The organism is Ureibacillus thermophilus (genome assembly GCF_004331915.1).
Taxonomy (GTDB): domain Bacteria; phylum Bacillota; class Bacilli; order Bacillales_A; family Planococcaceae; genus Ureibacillus; species Ureibacillus thermophilus.
The window spans coordinates 2,939,048-2,960,565 of record NZ_CP036528.1 but is presented as its reverse complement, the minus strand read 5'-3'; the positions used below and the strand labels follow the sequence as shown (position 1 = coordinate 2,960,565).

20 protein-coding genes and 1 riboswitch are annotated in these 21,518 nt (G+C 38.0%); of the genes, 13 read left to right on the top strand and 7 right to left on the bottom strand.

All coding sequences use genetic code 11. The features are described from left to right. Positions 1 to 15: 15 nt before the first annotated feature. The 6 genes from DKZ56_RS14990 to map all read left to right on the top strand — a co-directional run bounded on the left by DKZ56_RS14990 (position 16) and on the right by map (position 8,898). Positions 16 to 1,155: a DEAD/DEAH box helicase gene (locus DKZ56_RS14990; RefSeq protein WP_208650676.1), complete on the top strand. Its 1,140-nt coding sequence runs from the start codon at positions 16 to 18 to the stop codon at positions 1,153 to 1,155. Positions 1,156 to 1,165: 10 nt separating this feature from the next. Continuing rightward, positions 1,166 to 2,395: an aminopeptidase gene (locus DKZ56_RS14985; protein ID WP_208650675.1), complete on the top strand. Its 1,230-nt coding sequence runs from the start codon at positions 1,166 to 1,168 to the stop codon at positions 2,393 to 2,395. A gap of 181 nt (positions 2,396 to 2,576) precedes the next feature. Continuing rightward, positions 2,577 to 3,752, top strand: coding sequence for an exonuclease SbcCD subunit D (locus tag DKZ56_RS14980; RefSeq protein WP_208650674.1), 1,176 nt, complete (start codon positions 2,577 to 2,579; stop codon positions 3,750 to 3,752). Beyond that, positions 3,749 to 6,826 carry an AAA family ATPase gene (locus DKZ56_RS14975; RefSeq protein WP_208650673.1) on the top strand — a complete coding sequence of 1,026 codons (3,078 nt, stop codon included), beginning with the start codon at positions 3,749 to 3,751 and terminating at the stop codon, positions 6,824 to 6,826. The genes DKZ56_RS14980 and DKZ56_RS14975 overlap by 4 nt, the downstream gene beginning before the upstream one ends. A gap of 62 nt (positions 6,827 to 6,888) precedes the next feature. Further along, positions 6,889 to 6,995: riboswitch (TPP riboswitch) on the top strand. A gap of 87 nt (positions 6,996 to 7,082) precedes the next feature. Beyond that, positions 7,083 to 7,646 carry an energy-coupled thiamine transporter ThiT gene (gene thiT, locus DKZ56_RS14970; protein ID WP_208650672.1) on the top strand — a complete coding sequence of 188 codons (564 nt, stop codon included), beginning with the start codon at positions 7,083 to 7,085 and terminating at the stop codon, positions 7,644 to 7,646. Between the two features lie 493 nt (positions 7,647 to 8,139). Continuing rightward, positions 8,140 to 8,898, top strand: coding sequence for a type I methionyl aminopeptidase (gene map, locus DKZ56_RS14965; RefSeq protein WP_208650671.1), 759 nt, complete (start codon positions 8,140 to 8,142; stop codon positions 8,896 to 8,898). Between the two features lie 18 nt (positions 8,899 to 8,916). On the opposite strand, the gene DKZ56_RS14960 is transcribed toward map, so the two are convergent. Then, entirely contained in the window at positions 8,917 to 9,645 is a 729-nt protein-coding gene (locus tag DKZ56_RS14960) for a TspO-related membrane protein (protein ID WP_208650670.1), read from the bottom strand. 110 nt (positions 9,646 to 9,755) lie between these two features. Between DKZ56_RS14960 and DKZ56_RS14955 the strand changes: the two genes are divergently transcribed. Then, complete coding sequence (locus DKZ56_RS14955; protein WP_208650669.1) at positions 9,756 to 10,505, top strand: polyphosphate kinase 2 family protein; 750 nt, start codon at positions 9,756 to 9,758, stop codon at positions 10,503 to 10,505. A 103-nt stretch (positions 10,506 to 10,608) separates the two neighbouring features. Next, positions 10,609 to 11,199 carry a GNAT family N-acetyltransferase gene (locus tag DKZ56_RS14950; protein WP_208650668.1) on the top strand — a complete coding sequence of 197 codons (591 nt, stop codon included), beginning with the start codon at positions 10,609 to 10,611 and terminating at the stop codon, positions 11,197 to 11,199. 115 nt (positions 11,200 to 11,314) lie between these two features. Here DKZ56_RS14950 and DKZ56_RS14945 read toward each other — a convergent pair whose 3' ends face one another. Both DKZ56_RS14945 and DKZ56_RS15790 read right to left on the bottom strand, forming a co-directional pair. Further along, positions 11,315 to 11,896 carry a beta-class carbonic anhydrase gene (locus tag DKZ56_RS14945; protein ID WP_208650667.1) on the bottom strand — a complete coding sequence of 194 codons (582 nt, stop codon included), beginning with the start codon at positions 11,894 to 11,896 and terminating at the stop codon, positions 11,315 to 11,317. A 157-nt stretch (positions 11,897 to 12,053) separates the two neighbouring features. Continuing rightward, on the bottom strand, positions 12,054 to 12,182 hold the full coding sequence (locus DKZ56_RS15790) for a hypothetical protein (protein ID WP_281275667.1): 129 nt from the start codon (positions 12,180 to 12,182) through the stop codon (positions 12,054 to 12,056). A 333-nt stretch (positions 12,183 to 12,515) separates the two neighbouring features. Between DKZ56_RS15790 and motA the strand changes: the two genes are divergently transcribed. Beyond that, positions 12,516 to 13,316, top strand: a complete 801-nt coding sequence (motA, locus tag DKZ56_RS14940) for a flagellar motor stator protein MotA (RefSeq protein ID WP_208650666.1) — start codon at positions 12,516 to 12,518, stop codon at positions 13,314 to 13,316. Next, positions 13,300 to 14,082 (top strand): flagellar motor protein MotB, encoded by a 783-nt coding sequence (gene motB / locus DKZ56_RS14935; RefSeq protein WP_208650665.1) that lies wholly within the window; start codon positions 13,300 to 13,302, stop codon positions 14,080 to 14,082. The genes motA and motB overlap by 17 nt, the downstream gene beginning before the upstream one ends. A 117-nt stretch (positions 14,083 to 14,199) precedes the next feature. Here motB and DKZ56_RS14930 read toward each other — a convergent pair whose 3' ends face one another. Beyond that, positions 14,200 to 14,421, bottom strand: a complete 222-nt coding sequence (locus tag DKZ56_RS14930) for a DUF1128 domain-containing protein (RefSeq protein ID WP_208650664.1) — start codon at positions 14,419 to 14,421, stop codon at positions 14,200 to 14,202. A 161-nt stretch (positions 14,422 to 14,582) separates the two neighbouring features. On the opposite strand from DKZ56_RS14930, the gene DKZ56_RS14925 reads away from it, so the two are divergent. Together DKZ56_RS14925 and DKZ56_RS14920 are read left to right on the top strand one after the other, a co-directional pair. Further along, on the top strand, positions 14,583 to 14,909 hold the full coding sequence (locus tag DKZ56_RS14925) for a YtxH domain-containing protein (RefSeq protein WP_208650663.1): 327 nt from the start codon (positions 14,583 to 14,585) through the stop codon (positions 14,907 to 14,909). A 33-nt stretch (positions 14,910 to 14,942) separates the two neighbouring features. Further along, on the top strand, positions 14,943 to 15,866 hold the full coding sequence (locus DKZ56_RS14920; RefSeq protein ID WP_208650662.1) for a YihY/virulence factor BrkB family protein: 924 nt from the start codon (positions 14,943 to 14,945) through the stop codon (positions 15,864 to 15,866). Positions 15,867 to 15,933: 67 nt separating this feature from the next. Here DKZ56_RS14920 and DKZ56_RS14915 read toward each other — a convergent pair whose 3' ends face one another. Beyond that, on the bottom strand, positions 15,934 to 17,838 hold the full coding sequence (locus DKZ56_RS14915) for a heavy metal translocating P-type ATPase (protein ID WP_208650661.1): 1,905 nt from the start codon (positions 17,836 to 17,838) through the stop codon (positions 15,934 to 15,936). Between the two features lie 226 nt (positions 17,839 to 18,064). Here DKZ56_RS14915 and DKZ56_RS14910 point away from each other — a divergent pair, with 226 nt between their 5' ends. After that, entirely contained in the window at positions 18,065 to 19,438 is a 1,374-nt protein-coding gene (locus tag DKZ56_RS14910; RefSeq protein ID WP_208650660.1) for an L-cystine transporter, read from the top strand. Positions 19,439 to 19,551: 113 nt separating this feature from the next. On the opposite strand, the gene DKZ56_RS14905 is transcribed toward DKZ56_RS14910, so the two are convergent. Both DKZ56_RS14905 and DKZ56_RS14900 read right to left on the bottom strand, forming a co-directional pair. Continuing rightward, positions 19,552 to 21,102: a fumarate hydratase gene (locus tag DKZ56_RS14905; RefSeq protein ID WP_208650659.1), complete on the bottom strand. Its 1,551-nt coding sequence runs from the start codon at positions 21,100 to 21,102 to the stop codon at positions 19,552 to 19,554. Positions 21,103 to 21,304: 202 nt separating this feature from the next. After that, positions 21,305 to 21,493, bottom strand: coding sequence for an SE1561 family protein (locus tag DKZ56_RS14900; protein ID WP_208650658.1), 189 nt, complete (start codon positions 21,491 to 21,493; stop codon positions 21,305 to 21,307). Between the last annotated feature and the right edge of the window lie 25 nt (positions 21,494 to 21,518).

Here is a 21,518-nt window from a genome sequence, read left to right as displayed (position 1 = left end):
GAAGGTGGGGAAACCATGTCAGTCATAAAATTATTAAACGAAACATTACAGAGAAAATGGAAATTTGAAAAACCGATGAAAGTTCAAGATGAAATGATTCCAGCGATGCTTGAAGGAAAAGATATCGTGGCGGAATCCCCAACAGGTTCTGGGAAAACGCTGGCTTATGTGCTACCAATGCTTCATAAATTGGACGGTTCAAAAAAAAGCACTCAAGGATTGATTGTTGCACCTTCTCAAGAACTTGCAATGCAAATTGTAGAAGTGATTCGTGAGTGGAGTGAAGGAACAAATATCACCGTTCAACAGCTTATTGGAGGAGCAAACATAGCACGCCAAATAGAAAAATTGAAGAAAAAGCCTACTATTGTAGTAGGGACCCCTGGCCGAATCAATGAGTTAGTCAGAACTAATAAATTAAAATTGAGAGAAATTGAAATCGTTGTATTAGACGAATGTGATCAATTGTTGAGCAGAGAGTATCGGGTCATCGTGAAATCCTTTATTGAAGGGGCGTCCCCTAATCGGCAAGTGGTATTAGTATCCGCAACGATTACCGATGAAATTCGGTTGGTGGCAAGCCGAATGATGAAGGAACCTTTGAATATTCAAATTAAGCCGGAAGATATGGTCAAAGTCGGGAAAGTTGTCCATTCTTTTGTGAAAGTAGAAGAGCGGGATAAAACGGATGCGTTAAGAAGGCTCGCTAATATAGAAGGCGTTCGAGGCCTTGCTTTTGTCAATCATTTAGATCAGCTGTTATTGAAAGAAATGAAATTAAAATATAAAGATGCAAAAGTAGTATCTTTGCATGCGGATATGACGAAGGAACAGCGGAAAAAATCGTTGGAGGATTTTCGAAAGGGAGAAGCGCGCATCTTGCTTGCCACTGATTTAGCTGCCCGGGGATTGGATATTGAAGGACTGACTCATGTGATTCATGTGGATTTGCCGCATACAGTGGAGCAATATTTGCATCGTTCAGGGCGCACCGGAAGAGCAGGTGCTGACGGGGAAGTGTTGACACTTCTTTCATACAAAGATGAGAAAAATTATAAGAAATTGTTGAGACAAGTAGGGCAAAAACCTGTGCAAAAGGTGATTTACAAGGGACAATTGATGGAAGGGAACTCCAAAACCGTTTCAAAAAAGTGAGGGAATAGACGTGACGTTTGAAGAAAAATTGGAACAATACGCGGAGCTGGCTGTAAAAGTCGGTGTGAACATTCAAAAAGGTCAATATTTATTAATCAACACAACTATAGACACGTTGGATTTTACAAGATTGGTTGTGAAAAAAGCTTACGAAGCTGGTGCCGGAAGGGTCCATGTCAACTTTACTGATGAAGAGATTACCCGCGCCTTTTATGAACACGGAGCGGAAGAAGAATTCAGCAAGTTTCCAAAATGGATTGTAGCGCAAAGAGATGAATGCATTGAACGGAAAGGCGCTCTTCTTTGGATTGATTCAGAAGATCCGGATTTATTGAGCGGCATTCCTGTAAGCCGCATATCAGCTCAGCAAAAGGCCAGTGGAGAGGCGCTTGTGAACTATCGGAAAGCTATTATGAATGATGAAATTGCCTGGTCTATTATTGCAGTGCCTTCAAAAAAATGGGCGAAAAAAGTTTTTCCAGACTTGCCGGAAGAAAAGCAAGTGCCGGCTCTTTGGGAAGCAATTTTTAAAGCTGTCCGCATTGGAGAAGGGGATGCGGTTGAAAATTGGAGAAAACATCTCGAAAATTTAGAAAAGCGTGCAACACAATTAAACAGCAAAAAATATGCCAAATTGCATTACAAAGCCCCAGGTACGGATTTAACAATTGAGTTACCTGATAAGCATATTTGGTGCACTGGCTCAAGCAAAACACCAGAAGGAGTAACATTCATTGCCAACATGCCGACAGAAGAAGTTTATACCCTTCCTTCCAAATTCGGTGTAAACGGCTATGTGAGCAATACGAAGCCTCTTGTTTATCAAGGAAACATTATCGATGAATTTACGCTCACATTTGAAAAAGGAAAAATTGTTGAAGCCCACGCAAAAGTCGGCAATGAATTATTGCAGGAATTAATCAAAACAGATCAAGGGTCTGCCTACTTAGGAGAAGTGGCGTTAGTACCTCATGAATCACCAATTTCGTTATCTAATATTTTGTATTACAATACGCTCTTTGATGAAAATGCATCCAATCATTTAGCGATTGGAGAAGCCTATCCAACATGCTTTGAAGGCGGCCGCGATTTAGAGGAAGGGCAGCTAGAGTCTTTAGGAATCAATGTTTCAATCACCCATGAGGATTTTATGATTGGCAGCAGCGAGATGGATATTGATGGAATTTTGCCGGATGGTACAAGAGAGCCGATTTTTAGAAACGGAAATTGGGCTTTTTAATAAGGTAATGTACCCACATTCTTCCTTAATTCGGGGGAGGATGTGGTTTTTTTATGAAAGCGCAAGGATTTCTAAAAATAAATGTCCAAAAAATACAGAACATATATTCGTAAAAATATAGCCACCTTTATTTATCCCATGCTACAATAGAAACAAAGCAAAAAGGGGAGGTCGATTGAAGATGAAAATTTTTCATACGGCAGATTGGCATTTAGGGAAGCTTGTCCAAGGAGTTTACATGACTGATGATCAGCGGTATGTGCTGAACCAATTTATACAGGCAATCGATGAAGAAAAGCCGGATGTTGTCATCATTGCAGGAGATTTATACGACCGCGCCCTTCCACCGGTGGAAGCAGTGGATTTGCTGAATGAGGTGTTGGAGGAAATTGTGTTAAAACGGAAAGTTCCTGTACTAAGCATTGCAGGAAACCATGACAGCCCAACCCGCCTTGAATTTGGCAGCCGATTGATGAAGGAAAGCGGATTATACATTGTGGGAGAAGTAGATTACCAATTAGAACCAATCATTTTGCAAGATGAATTTGGAGAAGTGCATTTTCACCTCATTCCTTTTGCAGAGCCCTCTACGGTGCGAAATGTGTTCCAATGCGAATCCATTCATACATATGATGACGCGATGAAAGCCATCATTGAAAAAATTGAAGAAAAAATGGATCGAACAAAGCGGCATGTATTGGTGGGGCATGCCTTTGTTACACCTTCAGGAGAACAAAGGGAAAATACTAGCGACTCTGAGCGTCCACTTGCCATTGGCGGTTCAGAATGTGTCAATGCCCATTATTTTCAATCCTTTCACTACACAGCACTAGGGCATCTTCATAAAGCGCATTATGTGTTGAATGAAACCATTCGATATGCCGGCTCTCCGCTAAAATATTCTGCATCTGAAGCAAATCATCAAAAAGGATTTCTCATTGTCTATTTAGATGAAAAAGGACAAGTTTCCGTTGAAAAGCGCAATTTCACACCAAGAAGGGATTTGCGAATCATTGAAGGTTCCATCCAGGAAATTTTAAAACACGACTACTGCGAAGATTACGTTTTTGTTAGGCTGACGGATTTAACGCCTGTTGTAGGAGCGATGGAGCAAATCCGCACTGTATACCCAAATGCCATGCATGTAGAGCGAAAAACCATCCACAAAACGGAAAGCGGAGAAGAACGTATCAACATTCGGCGGGAGCAGTTGGATGAACTCACTTTATTTAAAGCTTTCCATCAAGAAATTGTCGGTACAGAACCGACAGAAGAAGCCCTTCAATTATTTACAGAAGTGTTGGAAGAATTGCTGAGTGAAGAAAGAGAAACAAAAGAGGCGGTGGTGGTGAAATGAAGCCGATTTTATTAAAAATGACAGCCTTTGGGCCTTACAAAGATGAAGAGGTCATCGATTTTACGAAGCTGGAAGAGAAGAAGCTTTTTGTCATTTCCGGGCAGACGGGCGCAGGAAAAACAACGATTTTTGATGCCATCTGTTTTGCCTTATACGGTTGTGCGAGCGGACAAGACCGGAAAGAACCAAAGATGCTACGAAGTGATTTTGCCGATGATGATGTTCATACAGCAGTTGAATTCATCTTTGAGATACGCGGAAAGAAATACCGGGTGTTGCGCAGACTCCCTCATGTGAAAAAAGGAAGAAAAACAGCAACAGGGGAAAAATATGAGCTATTTGAAGTTTTGCCTAACAATGAAGAAATTCCTGCGGTGGAGCGGCAACGGGTATCGGAAATTAATCAAAAATTGGAAGAGCTCATAGGGTTGACTTACGACCAGTTTTGCCAAATTGTGATGCTTCCCCAAGGAGAGTTTCGAAAATTATTAACTTCGAAGTCGGATGAAAAAGAAGAGATTTTAAGAAAAATTTTTAGAACGGAACGTTTCATTCAAATGGCGGATAAATTGGAAGAGAAAAAGAGGGCGATGGACCAGCAGCTGAATGAAGCTAGTGCATTGAAAAATAGCTATATCAGCCAAATCGAAGGGGCGCTTCCAAAAAGGGAATCGGCTTTATTTCTAGCGCTTAGCCAAAATTCAAACATTTATCAAATACTTGAAGGGTTGGCGGAAGAGCAGCAATATTATCAGGAAAAAATTAAAGAAGATGACCAGCGCTATCGAGAAGCTTTCAATCTGCATAAAGAAAAATATGAAGTCTATGTAGCAAACAAAAAATTAAATGATGAGATTGAAATCTTTGAAATGAAGAAAGACCAGCTGCTCCGACTGCAATCACAAAGCGCGCATTATGAACAAGTAAAGGAAACGATTGATGCTGCAAATCGGGCAAGCAGAATTTCACCAATCTATTCCCAACTGTTAGAACTAGAGAAAGAAAAAACGGAGCTTGAGAAAAAACGTTTGGGTGTGGAAAAACAACTAGAAGAGGCCAATCAAATTTTGGTGGAAGCAAAAGAACGCTATGAACAGGAAGCGGAAAAAGAAAATGAACGGGAACGGACCAATGAACGGGTAAAAGAATTGGAAAACCTTGTTCCAATCTATGAACAAATGAATGAACAAAGCGTCCTGGTAGAAAAATTATGGGCTGAACAAAATCAATTGCAATCCCACATTCAACTTTTAGAGCGGCAATTAGCAGAGAAAACTGCGGCTGCTTTAGAGCTAAGCAAAAAAATCGAAAAGCTTGAAGAAGCCACAGAAACCTATAATGAACTGTTGGAAGAGGAGCGCCGATTAAAAGAAATTGCAGATGCTTTCTCCAAATATCATGAAACAAAGTCAAAGATTCAAAAGTTGGAAGATGAATACAAAAACGCCAACGAAACCTATACAAATATTCATGAAATCTATGCGAAGGAAGAAGAAAAATGGCTGAATAACCAAGCGGCGATTCTTGCAGCAAACCTTAAGCCTGGAATGCCATGCCCGGTTTGCGGCAGCACGGAGCATTCCATCCAACATAAAGAAACGATAGAAATAATAGAACAGGATGAATTGAAAAAACTGAGAGCGGCTTTGGACGAAGCGCAGAAACATAAATTTGCTGTACAAGGTCAATTGGAATCAAAGCGTCAACAATTGAGCGAAATCGAAGAAATATTCATCACCTTAAATGCACCGATTGCTGAAGAAGAGAAATTCATTAATGAATTGCAAACCATTCAAAACAAGGTAAAAGTAGTGGAAGGACAAAAAGAAGAGCTCTCCTCCAGCAAAAAACACCTAAAAAGGCTGCAGGAAGCAAAAGAGCAGGTTGAGAAGCTTCAAAAGGAAAGTGCACAAAAATATAATGAAGTCCATGAAAAATATACGAAGGAAAAAACAATACTTGAGCAGCAAAAAAAATCCATTCCTGAAGAAATCCATGATCTTTCTCAATTGAAAACCGCATTGCAAGAAGCCATCCGTCTAAAAGGTCAGTTAAAAGAATCTTGGGAGCGGGCGCAAATTGCATATCAGGAAGCTTCTAAACAAATCGCAGCGGTTGAAGAAGCATTTAAACAAACAACGGAACAAGCAGACCATATTCAAAGAAAAGTTCAAAAGGTGAAAGAAGCTTTTCTATCTGCCCTTAAGGAAGCGCAATTTGCTTCAACGGAAGAATTTTTGCAGGCCCAGCTTTCGCCGCAAAAAATAGAATCATTGCAAAAGCAATATGAAGATTATTCAAAACAACTTCATTCATTGGAAACCCAAGTGAGGGAAGGGGAAGAAAAGCTGAAAGGCAAAGAAAAGGTGGACTTAACCGAAGCAGAAAGAGAGTTGAAAGTGCTTCAGTCCAATTATGAAAAAGCTCTGGACGCTTTAAATCATTCCAAAGCTTGTGAAAAGCATTGCATTGACTTTGCAGAAAAGTTGGAGCAAGTAGCAAGCGATATATTTCGGATGGAGGAGAAATCCAATCAAATCATCGACCTTTACAATTTGCTCCGTGGACAAAACAGCAAAAAAATTTCCTTTGAACGCTACGTGCAAATGGGTTATTTGGAGCTTATTACCGAAGCGAGCAATCTGCGCCTGAAAAACTTATCAAACGGCCAGTATTACTTGCAAGTTTCAGACCGGGTAGAATCTTATGGACGAGCAAGCGGGTTAGGATTGGATGTATATGATACGTATACTGGGCAAACAAGGGATGTCAAAACATTATCTGGCGGAGAGAAATTTAATGCCTCTTTAAGTTTGGCGCTCGGGATGGCAGATGTCATTCAAAGCTACCAAGGAAATGTCAATATTGAGACAATGTTTATCGATGAAGGATTTGGCTCCCTTGATGAAGAATCTTTAATGAAAGCAATCGACACGCTCATCGAACTTCAAAAATCCGGACGAATGATCGGGGTTATATCTCATGTGGAAGAGTTAAAATCTGCAATGCCTGCTGTTTTACACGTGGAAAAATTAAAAGAAGGCTATAGTAAAACAACCATTCTATTAAAATAATAAAGTGTTGAAATATTTTTATAATTTGATACAATGGCATTGTTCCCAACAGAATAGTTTAGGTGTACCACAAGGGGTGCTGATGAAGTCAGCTGAGAGTGTGCCGTATTGCACTAACCCTTTGAACCTGTAAGTTAGTACTTGCGTAGGGATGTGGGATAGAAACCGAAACAAATGCGTTCGGATCTGTCCGAACGCTTTTTTCTTTTCTATCCTTCTCTCGCGTTCCAGTAACGAAGAGAAAGGAGAATGTAGAATGAGAAATAAAAAATTATTATGGATGATTGAGATTGCTTTGTTTGCCGCCATTGGCTACGTGCTGGACCAAATCAAATTTTCCATTTGGGCGCAAGGCGGTTCTGTAAGTTTTGTGATGCTGCCCATTATTTTAATCGCTATTCGTTGGGGACTATCAGCTGGGCTTATTACAGGCTTGCTAGTTGGACTGCTAAATATGACGATTAATCCGTATATTGTCCATTGGGCGCAAGCTCTCCTAGATTATGTCTTTGCCTTTACCTTTGTTGGATTTGCCGCCATTGTAAGAAAGCAAGTATTAAATGGCGTAGCGACAAACCACAAAAAGAAAATTGCAATATATGTTGTCATCGGAACAATAGTGGGTGGACTATTACGCTATATTTGCCATATACTTGCAGGAGCTATTTTCTTTAAAGAATATGCAGGAGAGCAAAATGCTTGGATTTACTCCATCGTTTATAATGGCACATATATGCTTCCTGCCATTGTCATCACAGCTATCGCAGCGGCATTCATCTTTACAGCAAGCCCACGACTCATTAAAAGAGAAAATGAATAATCTCTGTCATTAGACAGTTTTACAATAAAAGATGAGGTTGGGACAAATCTAAAAAAACATCATTTTCTCCAAAGAGAAAATGATGTTTTTTTGATATGTTATTAAAATTGATTTCCTTTCCGGGGACGCTTTCCGCAGGCCCGCCTCTGAGTCATTCCTTCGCTCCTCGTGGTCTCGAGAGGGCTCGTCGCAGGAAAGCTTTGCATTTACTTCCTTGAACTTGCTCCGCTTTGCGACTAAGCGTGCGAGACAGGAACTTGCCCCGTCACTTCAATCAATTTTTCGTTATATCAATTTTTTATCAAAACTATTTCAACTGCCCCTTTAATTTTTTGTTTATGTCCCAGCCTCTTTTCATTTTTTGTTGAGGATTTTCCAATGATCTCAACAATTTCTCTGCTGATATTGTGTAAAATAATCAAGGAATTCCCGAATGATTGATAGAATATGATATATTATAAAATGAAATTGTATAGAAGAAAGGATCTTTTACATGATTGTCAAAACACAAGAAGAATTAGAAGCATTAAAAAAAATCGGCCGCATTTGCGCTGAGATTCGCGATGCAATGAAAGCGGCAACAAAACCAGGAATCACAACGAAAGAATTAGATGAAATTGCCGGCCGTATGTTTAAAGAGGCAGGTGCCCTTTCAGCTCCTAAAGGGGAATACGATTTCCCTGGCTATACATGTATCAGTGTCAATCATGAAGTCGCCCACGGTATTCCTGGAAATAAAGTGATTAAAGAAGGTGACTTAGTCAACATTGATGTTTCTGGTTCTCTAAATGGCTATTTTGCTGATACGGGCATTTCTTTTGTAGTCGGAGAAGGCTATGAAGAAAAAGAAAAACTTTGCCGTGTAGCGAAATCTGCTTTTGATCGGGCTATGACGAAAGTAAAAGCCGGTTCAAGATTAAACCAAATCGGAAAAGCGGTTGAAAGGGAAGCAAAAGAAAACGGATTAAAAGTCATTATGAATTTAACAGGGCATGGGGTAGGACGTTCTTTGCATGAAGATCCTCAACACATTCTTAATTATTATGACGCTTGGGATAAAACGATTATGAAAGAGGGAATGGTCCTTGCGGTAGAACCATTCATTTCCGAAAGAGCTGATCATATTATTGAATCAGGAGATGGATGGACATTCATTACTCCAGACAAATCTCTTGTTGCCCAAATTGAACATACGATTGTTGTAACGAAAGACAAACCAATTATTTTAACGCAGCTGGATGAGGAAGCATAAATAAAAAATCCTGTACGTTTAAGAACGTGCAGGATTTTTTTTCATAAATAATATTCCAACGATTAATACACCGCTCAAGAAAAGGGAGGAAGTAGTTACTAATAATTCATCAAAACCATTTGAGATGGCTATGCCGATAAAACACCAAACAAATACAAGCGGATAGGCAATATCGAAATGATGGTAGCGCAAGTGCAATGCTACTAATGTGGCAAAGGTTAAGATAATCACGACCCATAAAGCATTGCTTAAACCGAAGCCATGCCATTCATGATATAAAAGCAAATAACAGACATTAATCATAAAAATAAAAGTTGTCCATCCGAAATAAATAGCGATAGGAATTCTCTTTTTTAAATACTCCCCTTCCATTGGATACGTAAGATATAATGCAAATAAGAGCAAGAGTTGTAGTAAAATGGAAATAGAGGAATGAAGCAACGCTCCGTTATTCCATAGATAAATGGAAAGGATTTGAAATACCATAATTAAAAAAAAGAGAATGGTTTGAATTGGTGAAATAAAAGTTATTGATTTGAGATTTTTGGAATAATTGATAGCCCAAAGAAATAAAACAATAAAAAGGAAAAACCAAAAAATATATACATATGATGCCGGCGATATCAATAATGGCAGGCGATTAATCATTTCAATCGTGGGTTTACCTTTTATTGGCAGCCAAAAAGAATATAATGTAAATATGGCTGAGACTATCAAGCTGCCAAAAACAACAATCATTCGACCCATGTTTCGCACTCCTTTCCATAAAATTATATACGTTCTAAAATGATTGAACAACTTTAACTAAATCAATTCCTTTTATTTGTTAAATTTTCATAAGAAAGAAGAGAGGGCTTATGAAAAAAATAGAAGATTTGGACTTAAGTTTGAAATTGGAGAAAAAAGAATATAAGAAAAGATTAAAAAAATTGCAATTTGATATTCTGAATATTCAACAATTTTTATATCAAAATAAAATCGGTTTAATTATAGTCTTTGAAGGAATGGATGCGGCAGGAAAAGGTGGAGCCATCAAACGTTTAACCTGTCGTCTTGACCCAAGAGGATTTGTTGTACATCCCATTTCAGCGCCTCAACCCCATGAAAATAGATATCATTATATGCATCGTTTTTGGAGAAAACTTCCGCAGTACGGACAAATCGCTATTTTCGACCGCTCATGGTATGGACGGGTATTGGTGGAGAGAATTGAAGGCTTTGCCAAAAAAGAAGAATGGTCGAGAGCCTATGCAGAAATTAATCAATTTGAAAAACTGTTGACGGATGATGATTATATCATTATCAAATTTTGGCTACATATTGATAAGAATGAGCAATTGGAGCGCTTTAAGGAACGGGAAACGAATCCATTTAAAATGTGGAAACTGACAGAGGAAGATTGGCGAAATCGAAAAAAATTCGATCAATATGTAGAAGCAGCAAATGAAATGTTCGAACAAACCGATACATCGAATGCCCCATGGGTGCTGATACCTGGAAATGATAAATTATACGCACGCATCAAAGTATTGGAGGAAATTATTCAGCATGTAGAAAAAGAAGTTCAACGCCGCGGCAAAAAAATTAAAAGCTATACGAAAAAATAATCATTTTGTAGTTTCGTATGGCTATTTACAATAGATAATAATAGATTTAACTATAAGCTCCTTATCACTTAAATAATGAAAGAAAGGCATAGGTATAATGAGGATGAGGAAGTTTCTAAAAGTTTTTCAAAAGAAAGGTGATCGAGTGATTCGAATCGAAAGCGACAGGCTGCATCTGCGCACTTTTGTGGAAAAAGACGCAAAAGATTTAGCGAAACTGATGCAGAAAAATAAATATTTTTGGGCCACATATGAGCCGCTGCATGATGCAGCATTTTACACGGAAGAAGCACAATATCGGAAAATTTTAGAAGGCATCCATTTACAGCGTTCCAATCGTGAATATTCTTTTGGGATTTTTACAAAGGATGAGCAACAATTAATCGGCCATATTTCTCTATATGCAATTAAAAGACTGCCATACAGCAGCGCATTTATTGGCTACTCTATTGATGAACAATTTACTAGGCAAGGGATTGCTACGGAAGCGGTGAAGGAAGTTGTACAGTTTGGTTTTAATGTATTAAACTTGCACCGAATCGAAGCATACGTATCACCCAAAAACATCGCATCAATTAAAGTTTTAGAGAAATCAAATTTTAAAAGGGAAGGGCTGCTGAGAGAACTATTATATATTAATGGTTCTTGGGAAGACCATTATATCTATGCTCTTTTACAGGGAGAATATTTTTGAAGTTAAAATATTTCATTTTTTAAATCCATTGGTAACGGCAGTTATAATGGATTTTTTTTTTTTGCATTGATTAATAAAAAAATCCACCCGCTTAAGCAGATGGATGAAACGTCAATTATTCAGATTGCTGTTTAAGATATTCATGTCCATTTGTCAATAAATCGAGTTTTCCGGTTTCTGGATGCATGATTAAACCATGCACAGGTGTACTTTTTGGAAAGAGTGGGTGGTTGCGTATGATATCGACACTATTTAAAACGTTCTTTTCAACGTCTCCAAATCCACGAAGCCATTCAACTAAATCGATTCCTGAATATTTAATGGATTTAATAATTTCTTGACTGACGCCTCTTTGTTTCATATGTTCAATCATATGATGCGGGTCCACTCTGCTCATGCCGCAGTCGTGGTGTCCGATTACATAGACTTCATCAGCTTGCAATTCATACACAGCTACTAAAATACTGCGCATAATACCGCCGAATGGATGGGCAACCATAGCGCCGGCGCTTTTAATAATTTTGGCGTCGCCGTTTCGTAGATTCATTGCTTTTGGCAACAACTCAATTAAGCGAGTATCCATGCATGTTAAAATCACAATTTTTTTATTTGGAAATTTATCTGTGATATATGGAACATATTGTTTTTGTTCTACAAACTCTTTGTTAAAACGCAAAATTTCATTCAATGATGCCATTATAAATCCCCTTTCTTTTGTACCTCTGATTATAAACAAAAAAAGGTTAGAAACAACAGAATTATTAGAATATTAATAAATATAGCTAAAAGTTATAAAAAAAACCGACAAAACTAGCTTTCCCTGTTTTGTCGGTTTTTTAAATCAAATATTCTAATCAGTTTTTTGGATCGACTTTAATTGAATCAGAAGAATCTAAGCCTTTGCGCAAATAATGGATGAAAATTGCAATTGAAACAAGAAGAAGACCAAGCATACCAGTTACAGTTGATAAAAATAAGCCCATGATTAGACTCCTTTCTTAAAACAATTATAATCAAATTCATTATACTATAACTATAAGAAAATTTTAAAGGTTTTACGAGAAAAATAACATTAGTGGTTTTAGGAAACATCCCCAACCTTTAAAATTATTAGGTTTAATTTCATAAAAAATATATTATAATTAATATCTTTTTATTACTATATAACTATATCGATAGAAAGTTATAAAAGCAGAAAAACTTATCCGCCTGCATCTAGGATGAAATGATTATTATAGTTAACTGATGAAAAGAGACTTTAAAAAATAATGGAAAATGACGAAATAAATAGTAGTGGAAGATTTGGAGGTACAGTTATGGACATAGCTACATTAATAGGTTTGATTTTAGGGATTATTGCGGTATTTGTTGGGATGGTGCTAAAAGGCGCCCCATTAAGCATCCTTATTAACCCTGCAGCGTTTTTAATTATTATTGTGGGAACCGTTGCATCTGTCGTAATTGGATTCCCAAAAGATGAATTAAAAAGAATACCGAAATTACTTAAAATCATCTTTAAAGAACAACAAATGATCAGCGATGTGGAAATCATTAAAATGTTCTCCAGATGGGCGGATTTAGCTCGTCGTGAAGGTCTCCTTGCATTAGAAAGCGAGGCGCAAGAAATTGAAGATCCATTTTTACGTAATGGTCTTACCCTCGCAATCGATGGCCAAAGTGCAGATTACATACGTGATGTGTTAAACGAAGAAGTGGAAGCGATGGAAGAGCGCCATGAAAGTGGTGCCCAAATCTTTTCTCAAGCAGGTACATATGCACCGACACTCGGGGTGCTTGGTGCGGTTGTTGGTTTGATTGCGGCATTAGGTGATATGAGTGATGTTAATGCTTTAGGTCACGCCGTTTCATCAGCATTCGTTGCAACTTTACTTGGGATTTTTACAGGTTACGTTTTATGGCATCCATTTGCCAATAAATTAAGACGTAAATCCGCGCATGAAGCAAGACAAAAGCGCTTAATGATTGAAGGCGTATTATCTGTATTAGAAGGTGAGGCTCCGCGTATTATTGAACAGAAATTGGCTTCGTATTTGACAAATGAAGAACGAAAACTATTCTATGAAAGCGGGGCTGGTAGCCTTGAAAAAGAAAAGTAAAAAAAAGAAACATGATGGACATATCAATGAATCTTGGCTATTGCCATATTCGGATTTGATGACGCTACTATTAGCTTTGTTCATCGTATTATTCGCTTCCAGTAGCATCGATGAAGCCAAGTTTAATAAAATGTCCCAAGTGTTTAACGAAATTTTTAACGGCGGCTTTGGATTTATGCAAAATAGTTCAGTTATTGATAATCCAACGTCTATTATGGATGGCATCGATTCGCGACAAGCTGCTTATTTAAAAGATCAAGAACAGCTAAGAAAAATCCAAAAGGATATTGAAAACTTTATTGCTGTAAATGAATTAGAAGACACATTTTCAACTAAAATGACAGATGAAGGGTTGCTTTTAACAATCCGTGATAGTATTTTATTTGATTCCGGTAAAGCGGATATCAAACCTGAAAACATTCCAATTGCTCAGGAATTAGCGAATTTATTAAATTTTGATCCACCACGATATATTGTTGTAACAGGGCATACTGATAATGTTCCTCAAAATACTCCGGAATTTCGATCTAACTGGGAACTATCGGTAATGCGTGCAGTGAATTTCTTAAAACTGCTAATTGATTCAAATCCAAGTTTAGATCCAAAATATTTCAGTGCAAAAGGATATGGTGAATACAATCCAATTGCATCGAACGATACGGCAGAAGGAAGAGCGAAAAATCGCCGGGTTGAAGTGTTGATTCAACAACTTGTTGATGAAAGTGCAGAAACTACTTCCGATACAAGCAATAATAGTGCACAATAATCAAAAGGAGCGTTTCATCATGAGACGCTCCTTTTAATTTTTCATTCTCTTGTATTTTTTTGAATAATGATTGCTGAAATGGGAAAAAGTATGCGGTAGCTGAAAAAATTATAGACTTTATTTGCGGAGGGAACCCAATTCAGAGACAATTGCCTGCATTTCGCTGGGACTGAAGGAATCCCGTTTCATTACCATTTCATATAAATCATATAATTCTTCATAGTTGGCTTCAGTAAAATCTTCTGAACGCAATACATTCGTATTTACCATTTTTAGTTTTTCCTTCAATTTTTCTATCATGTACGACACATTTTCTTTAGAAGGCGTCGACAAATTCATTCTTTATAATCCACCTTTCATTTTGCTTTGTATCATCATTTCATTTCATTCTATTGTTGTCAAGTTTTTATCATGTATTCTCCCTTACTTTCAAAAGATGTCAAGTTCTTATAGAATATAAATAGAAAATCTTTACAAGAATCGACAGGAGGAGAAAGGTCATGAGCGGAAACAAATTATGTAAAGGTGTTGTCATTGGAGCATTAGTCGGTGCCGCCGTCAGCATGTTTGATGAGGAAACAAGAGAAGAGACGTTGAAAAAAGTAAAAAAAGCAAAGCATTCCGTTGTGTATTATGCAAAAAATCGCGAGGAATTGCAGATTCTTGTTCGGGAACAAATTGAAAAAATGCAAAAGTTGTATGAGGATACAAAGGAGAATGTGAATTTTATTATGGAAAAATTGGATGAAGTCAAAGAAATTCCTGGGGCTGTTCAAGAAATTGTTCAAGATACGAAGGAAGCTTTTTCTTCCAAGGAACAAAAGTGAAGAGGGGGTTCATGAAGGGAAGTGAGCTAGCGTTTGAGTAAACCGAAATTTTTGCAATCGAAATGGGCGGTATGGTTTCGCTCCTTTTTCAGTCCGGAGCGATCTAAAATTAATGTGGTCACTTTCAAAGGATTTGTTCAAGCATTAGTTTTAGGAATGAAGAAAGTGGATATATCAGGTAAAGGCGCACAACTAGCTTACTTCTTTTTATTGTCCTTTTTTCCATTACTATTGGCAATCGTTTCCATATTGCCTCATTTAAACATTAATCAAGAATATGTTTTTCTTTTCCTCCAAACCATTGTGCCGACAGAAGTATTTTTTTTAACCCAAGGTACGATTGTTGAAGTATTGACAGATTATGATGGTGGCCGTGCATTATCGGTCGGAATTATAGGTACGCTTTGGGCTGCTTCAAAAGGAATGAATGCGATTTTGAAAACGTTGAATGAAGCTTATGAAACAGAACCGAAGATGGGGATTATCAACCGGGGCTGGTCTTTGGTTTTTACAGTGTCTCTTATTTTTGTGTTGTTGTTTGCACTGTTACTTCCGATTTTTGGACAGCAATATGTTTATCAGTTGTTTGATTTTTTAGGGGTGGCGGCATCTTTTGTAGATTTTTGGAACTATGTTCAATGGATTTTACCTCCAGTACTCATTTTCATTGTATTGCTTTTATTGTATTGGCTAATTCCTTATACGGACCCAAAAGTTCCAATTCTCACGGTTTTGCCCGGAACCTTTTTTTCTTCCATTTCATGGGTTGTTTTAATTTATGGATTTTCTTTTTATGTAAATCATTTTGGGCATTTTACTTCCACTTATGGAAGTATTGCAAGCGTCATTATTTTAATGCTTTGGCTGTATTTTACCGGCATGATTTTAATTTTTGGAGGTCTTCTCAATGCAACAATGTATAAACGGCATTTAGCCAAGAAGAGACTTTTGAAATAAAACTAATCATCATAAAAAAGCGGCTTAAGCACTTTGAAGGCTTGAGCCGCTTTTTGAGTCTACAAATTTATTTTATGGTTTTAAGCATTCTTAATCCATTTAAAATGACTAAGATGGTACTGCCCTCATGGCCGACTACTCCAAGTGGCAAATCAAGTAATTGCAAAAAGTTTGAAATAATTAATAACGCAATGACAGAAGTTGAAAAGATGACATTTTGTTTCACAATTCTTTGCATTTTTCTTCCGAGTTTCACAGCATATGCAATTTTAGCAAGGTCGTTTTTCATTAGCACCACATCGGCTGTTTCCAATGCTACGTCAGTGCCGCCGCCCATGGCAATTCCAACGGTTGATTTGGCAAGGGCTGGTGCATCATTGATTCCATCGCCGACCATGCCAACATATTGATATTGGGTTAAAGCTTTATCGATAAATTCTGTTTTCGTCACTGGGGAACATTTGGCGATATATTCATTCACACCAGCTTCAGCAGCAATCGCTTTGGCTGTTTTTTCATGGTCGCCTGTCAGCATGGCAATTTGGATTCCGAGTTCTTTTAAAATTTGAACCGCTTCTTTTGCTTCATTGCGGATGGTATCTTTTAAGGCAATCAATGCGGCGATTCCTTTTTCATCTTTCATAAAGACTATGGTTTTTCCTTCATCTGCAAAACGGCCAGCTATACCATTTGCAAATTCTTTTGCTTCTTCATTACCAACAAAATCTCCATTGCCGATAGTGAAGGTTTCACCGTCAATAGTTGCTTTTATCCCGCATCCAGGAATGTCTGTAATATCGATGCCAGAAAGCATTTCGATTTGCTGTTCTTTGGCATATTGAACGATGGCTTGAGCCAATGGATGGTTGGATTGGGCTTCAATGGATGCCATGATTTTTAACGCTTCTTTCTCATCCAATCCCTCTCGAACAATCACATCTGTTACGACTGGGGTTCCTTCAGTCAACGTCCCCGTTTTATCTACGGCAAGCAATCGGATAACGCTCATATTTTCTAAATGGACGCCGCCTTTAAAAAGAATGCCGTGCCGTGCCCCGTTTGAGATGGCTGACAGTGTTGCAGGCATGATGGATGCAACAAGGGCGCATGGGGAAGCAACAACGAGTAAAACAATAGCTCGGTAAAATGTTGTATTCCAATCCCAACCGAATAAATAGTGGGGAAGGAACATCATGATTGCTACAGTAATAAGTACCCCTTTCACGTAGCGGTTTTCGAATTTTTCAATGAACAATTGGGAAGGGGATTTTTCGCTTTGGGCTGTTTGCACAAGGGTAATAATTTTTTGGAATAAAGTTTCGGCATTCGGTTTTGTCATGTTGATGGTGATGGTGCCATTTAAATTAATCGTCCCAGCAAACACTTCATCTCCAACGTTTTTTGAAACAGGGATGGATTCACCAGTAATGGCCGATTCATCAATGGAAGAAGAACCTTTAATAATTTTTCCGTCAACAGGAATGCGTTCACCGGGTTTTACAAGAAGATGGTCCCCTACTTGCAATGATGAAACAGGAACTTTCATCGGTTCAAAATTTCCTCGTACAAGCCACGCTTCTTCCGGCTGCAAACTCATTAAAGAAGAGATTTCACGGTGGCTGCGATTCATGGCATAGGTTTCAAGAGCGCCGCTTAATGAAAAAATGAAAATAAGTATTGCGCCTTCTGTCCAATAGCCAATGATCATAGAACCAACGGCTGCTAAAATCATTAAAATTTCAACATTTAATGATTTATTTTCAATAGTGTCGATAATTCCTTCCTTCGCTTTGGCATATCCGCCAATCACAAAAGCAGATATATAAGATATTACGGAAGCTGTGGATAATCCATTTTTTTCGAGTTTCCATGCAACGAATATAATGATACCGCTTATAATGGCTGCAATTAATTCTTGGTGCTCTTTTATATTCTCAATTGCAGATGAATTTTCTCGATTAGTGCTTTTCATATAATCCTCCTCATGATAATGAATTTCAATATCAGAATATTGATTTTATTGAAAATGAGAATAAATATCAATTATTTAAAATTAGTATTATTTTAAAATCATTTTAACCTAAAACACATATTTTGTAAACCGAAAAGAAAGAATGATAAATTTATATTAAACATACTTGACTTATAAGGATAATTGAATATATGATAATCATTGTTCATAAAAAGGAGGTTACATCATGGGAATTATTGTGAATATTGCTATTTTAATAGGCTTGATGACTTTTTTATATTTTTTGAAGAAGAAGCATGTAAAATTTTCGAATAGAGTTTTTATTGCACTGGCCCTTGGGGTTGTTTTCGGAGTGGTATTGCAGTGGGTTTATGGATTTGGCTCAGAAACGATTACGGAAACAATGCCATGGTTTAATATTATTGGAAATGGCTATGTTAAGTTATTGCAAATGGTGGCAATGCCGTTAGTGTTTATTTCCATATTAGCTGCTTTTACGAAAGTAACAATTGGGAAAAATTTAGGTAAAATTGCAACGATTATCTTGGCAGTGTTGATTGGTACAACGGCCATTGCCGCAACTTTTGGAATCTTATCAACGGCCGTTTTTGATTTAGATGCATCCCAGATCATGCAAGGAGAATCTGAAATTGCACGTGGTGAGGAGATTGAACAGAAAGCGGAAACTGTAAAAACATTGCCAGAACATATTTTGGAAATGTTCCCATCCAATCCATTCCTTGATTTAACAGGGGCCCGTTCTACTTCAACTATTGCAGTAGTTATTTTTGCTGCATTGCTCGGTTTTGCTTATTTGCAACTTCGCCGAAAAGATGAAGAAACGGCAAATACAGTGAAAAAAGGCGTCGATGCCATTTATGGTCTAGTGATGGGTGTTGTGCGCATTGTGCTACAGTTGACTCCTTACGGGGTTTTAGCGATTATGGCACGCACGGTTGCTACAAGCGATTTTGGGGCAATTGCCGATTTAGGTAAATTTGTCGTTGCTTCTTATGCGGCATTGATTGCCATGTTTATAGTGCATTTAATCATCGTATCGTTGACTGGCTTGAATCCTGTAATTTATGTGAGAAAAGTGGCGGAAACTTTAATATTTGCCTTTTCTTCCCGTTCAAGTGCAGCAACATTGCCGCTCAATCTTCAAACACAGACAAAACGTTTAGGCGTCCCTGAAGGAATTGCCAATTTTGCCGGCTCTTTTGGTTTATCCATCGGCCAAAATGGCTGCGCGGGGGTTTACCCAGCGATGTTGGCGATGATGATTGCACCAACTGTTGGCATTGATCCGTTTACACCAGGTTTTATTGGAATGCTTATTTTAATTGTTGCAATCAGTTCTTTTGGTGTTGCAGGCGTTGGCGGCGGTGCAACCTTTGCAGCAATCATTGTCCTATCTGCAATGGATTTACCAATTGCTCTTGCTGGTATATTAATTTCGGTAGAACCGTTAATCGATATGGGACGTACGGCGTTGAATGTCAGCGGTTCGATGGTATCCGGAATTGTATCAAGCCGAATTACAAAAGATTTAAATACAGATATCTATAATGACACTACAGAAAAAACTTCTTTAGTTTAACAATCATACTCTAAAATATAAGAAAAACTATGGGCATTCATCACAAGTGAATGCCCATTTTTTGTACATAAAAAAGCTGCCAAAATCAGATTTTGACAGCTTTTTTTCTTTTATTAAAATACTCGTTCAGCGTATTGAGCTAATTTTTCAAGTGAAGATTTTTCAACATCCGCATGTAAAGAGTTTCCATGGGAGTCCATTGTTACAACGGCAGTGAAGTCTTCCACAGTTAAGTGCCACATAGCCTCAGGAATACCGAATTCAAGGAAATCTACGCCGTCTACGCTCTTAATGCAGTCTGCATAATATTGTGCAGCTCCACCAATTGCGTTCAAGTAAACGCCGCCATGTTCTTGCAACGCTTTTAATGTTTTTGCCCCCATACCGCCTTTACCAATTACTGCACGGATACCGAATTTTTTCATAATCTCGCCTTGGTAAGGTTCTTCACGGATGGATGTAGTAGGACCTGCTGCTTTAACAGTCCAGTTTCCATTTTCGTCTTTTGCCATTACCGGACCGCAGTGGTAGATAATTTGTCCATTTAAGTCTACTGGAGAATCATGAGTCATTAAATGATGGTGGATTGCATCGCGTCCAGTATACATGCGGCCGCTAATTTTCACAACGTCGCCCACTTTAAGTTGGCGAATTTGTTCTTCCGTGATCGGTGCTCTTAATTCAATCACGCGGCTTTCAGAATTGGATTCTGTTTTTTCTTCTTCATCTCGGAATGTTACTTTTTCTCCATCTTGATAATGCCATTTTGTAATTTCACCAGTGTTGGCATCAATGTCAACAGCCATGCGACGGAATGCCCAGCAGTTGTAAGCTACTGATACGAAGAAGGAAGCTGGAATGCGGTGCATAACGCCGATTTTGCAGCCCAATAATGTTGTTTCTCCGCCGAAGCCCATTGTACCTACGCCAAGGGTATTCGCTTTCTCAACAATATATTCTTCCAATTTTGCAAGTTCAGGAATTGGATTTGTATCTTCTAAATGACGGAATAATTGTTCTTTTGCAAGGTCATAGCTAGCAGAGCGATCTCCACCGATGCCTACGCCGATAAACCCTGCAGAGCAGCCTTGTCCTTGCGCTTTCCATACAGCATGAAGAATGCATTTGCGAATGCCGTCAAGGTCACGTCCAGCGCGGCCTAGTCCTTCTAATTCGCAAGGCAGGCTGTATTGGGCATTTTTGTTTTCACAGCCTCCACCTTTTAAGATGAGTTTTACTTCAATGTAGTCTTTTTCCCATTGTTCAAATTTAATAACAGGAACACCTTCCCCAAGATTGTCCCCGCTGTTTTTGCCAGTTAATGAATCAACGGAATTTGGACGAAGTTTTGCATCTTCAGTAGCTTTTTTTACAGCATTGCGGATAGCTTCTTTGATTTCCAATTGGTTAACCCCAACAGGAGTTTTCACTTTAAATGTAGGAAGCCCTGTGTCTTGGCAAATAGGTGATACATTATCTTCTGCCATGACGATGTTATTAGTGATTGTTGCCAAACTCATAGCAGCGCGAGTGCCTGCGTTTTCAGCTTCTTTTGCTCTTTTTATTGCGCGGCGAACATCTTTTGGCAAGTTTGTTGATGTTTCGCAAATTAAGTCATAAAGGCTTTTCTCCAACGTTTGTAAATAGGTAGTAGCCACTGACATGTTATTTTCCCCCCAAAAAAATATTCAATTCTAGAATATTATACATTTTTGAAAAACTTATTAAAAGTACTGTTATCCAAAAGATAAAATAGGTTTAAGATTGGAATGCAATGTATATTCCCATAATAAAATGAGAATTAATATCATCTGTGTCTATTCCAAAAAAAACCAGTGAGCAGTCCTCACTGATTTTTTGATGCATTTAATCTTCATCAGCACGATATTTAAACTGCTTTAATTTTTCTTCAATATCTTCAATCATTTGGATAAGCCGGTCGATATCTTCAAGATCTGCCGTTTCTTCGTCAATCGCTTCCAATACTTCAAGGAAAATTTCCAAGCGCTCTTTTAAATATTGCACTTGTTTGTTTTTGTCATAAATCGCTTTCACATTTCCACCTCTTTCATCTAGGCCA

Coding starts and splice junctions, on each gene's coding strand:
- DKZ56_RS14945 (WP_208650667.1), bottom strand. CDS start 11,896: ATGGCATCATTGAATGAAATTTTGCGTTTTAACAAAGAGTTTGTAGAA.
- DKZ56_RS14980 (WP_208650674.1), top strand. CDS start 2,577: ATGAAAATTTTTCATACGGCAGATTGGCATTTAGGGAAGCTTGTCCAA.
- DKZ56_RS14915 (WP_208650661.1), bottom strand. CDS start 17,838: ATGAAAAGCACTAATCGAGAAAATTCATCTGCAATTGAGAATATAAAA.
- DKZ56_RS14930 (WP_208650664.1), bottom strand. CDS start 14,421: ATGAATTTGTCGACGCCTTCTAAAGAAAATGTGTCGTACATGATAGAA.
- DKZ56_RS14925 (WP_208650663.1), top strand. CDS start 14,583: ATGAGCGGAAACAAATTATGTAAAGGTGTTGTCATTGGAGCATTAGTC.
- DKZ56_RS14955 (WP_208650669.1), top strand. CDS start 9,756: ATGAAAAAAATAGAAGATTTGGACTTAAGTTTGAAATTGGAGAAAAAA.
- DKZ56_RS14910 (WP_208650660.1), top strand. CDS start 18,065: ATGGGAATTATTGTGAATATTGCTATTTTAATAGGCTTGATGACTTTT.
- thiT (WP_208650672.1), top strand. CDS start 7,083: ATGAGAAATAAAAAATTATTATGGATGATTGAGATTGCTTTGTTTGCC.
- map (WP_208650671.1), top strand. CDS start 8,140: ATGATTGTCAAAACACAAGAAGAATTAGAAGCATTAAAAAAAATCGGC.
- DKZ56_RS14960 (WP_208650670.1), bottom strand. CDS start 9,645: ATGGGTCGAATGATTGTTGTTTTTGGCAGCTTGATAGTCTCAGCCATA.
- DKZ56_RS14990 (WP_208650676.1), top strand. CDS start 16: ATGTCAGTCATAAAATTATTAAACGAAACATTACAGAGAAAATGGAAA.
- DKZ56_RS14950 (WP_208650668.1), top strand. CDS start 10,609: ATGAGGAAGTTTCTAAAAGTTTTTCAAAAGAAAGGTGATCGAGTGATT.
- DKZ56_RS15790 (WP_281275667.1), bottom strand. CDS start 12,182: ATGGGCTTATTTTTATCAACTGTAACTGGTATGCTTGGTCTTCTTCTT.
- DKZ56_RS14975 (WP_208650673.1), top strand. CDS start 3,749: ATGAAGCCGATTTTATTAAAAATGACAGCCTTTGGGCCTTACAAAGAT.
- motA (WP_208650666.1), top strand. CDS start 12,516: ATGGACATAGCTACATTAATAGGTTTGATTTTAGGGATTATTGCGGTA.
- DKZ56_RS14905 (WP_208650659.1), bottom strand. CDS start 21,102: ATGTCAGTGGCTACTACCTATTTACAAACGTTGGAGAAAAGCCTTTAT.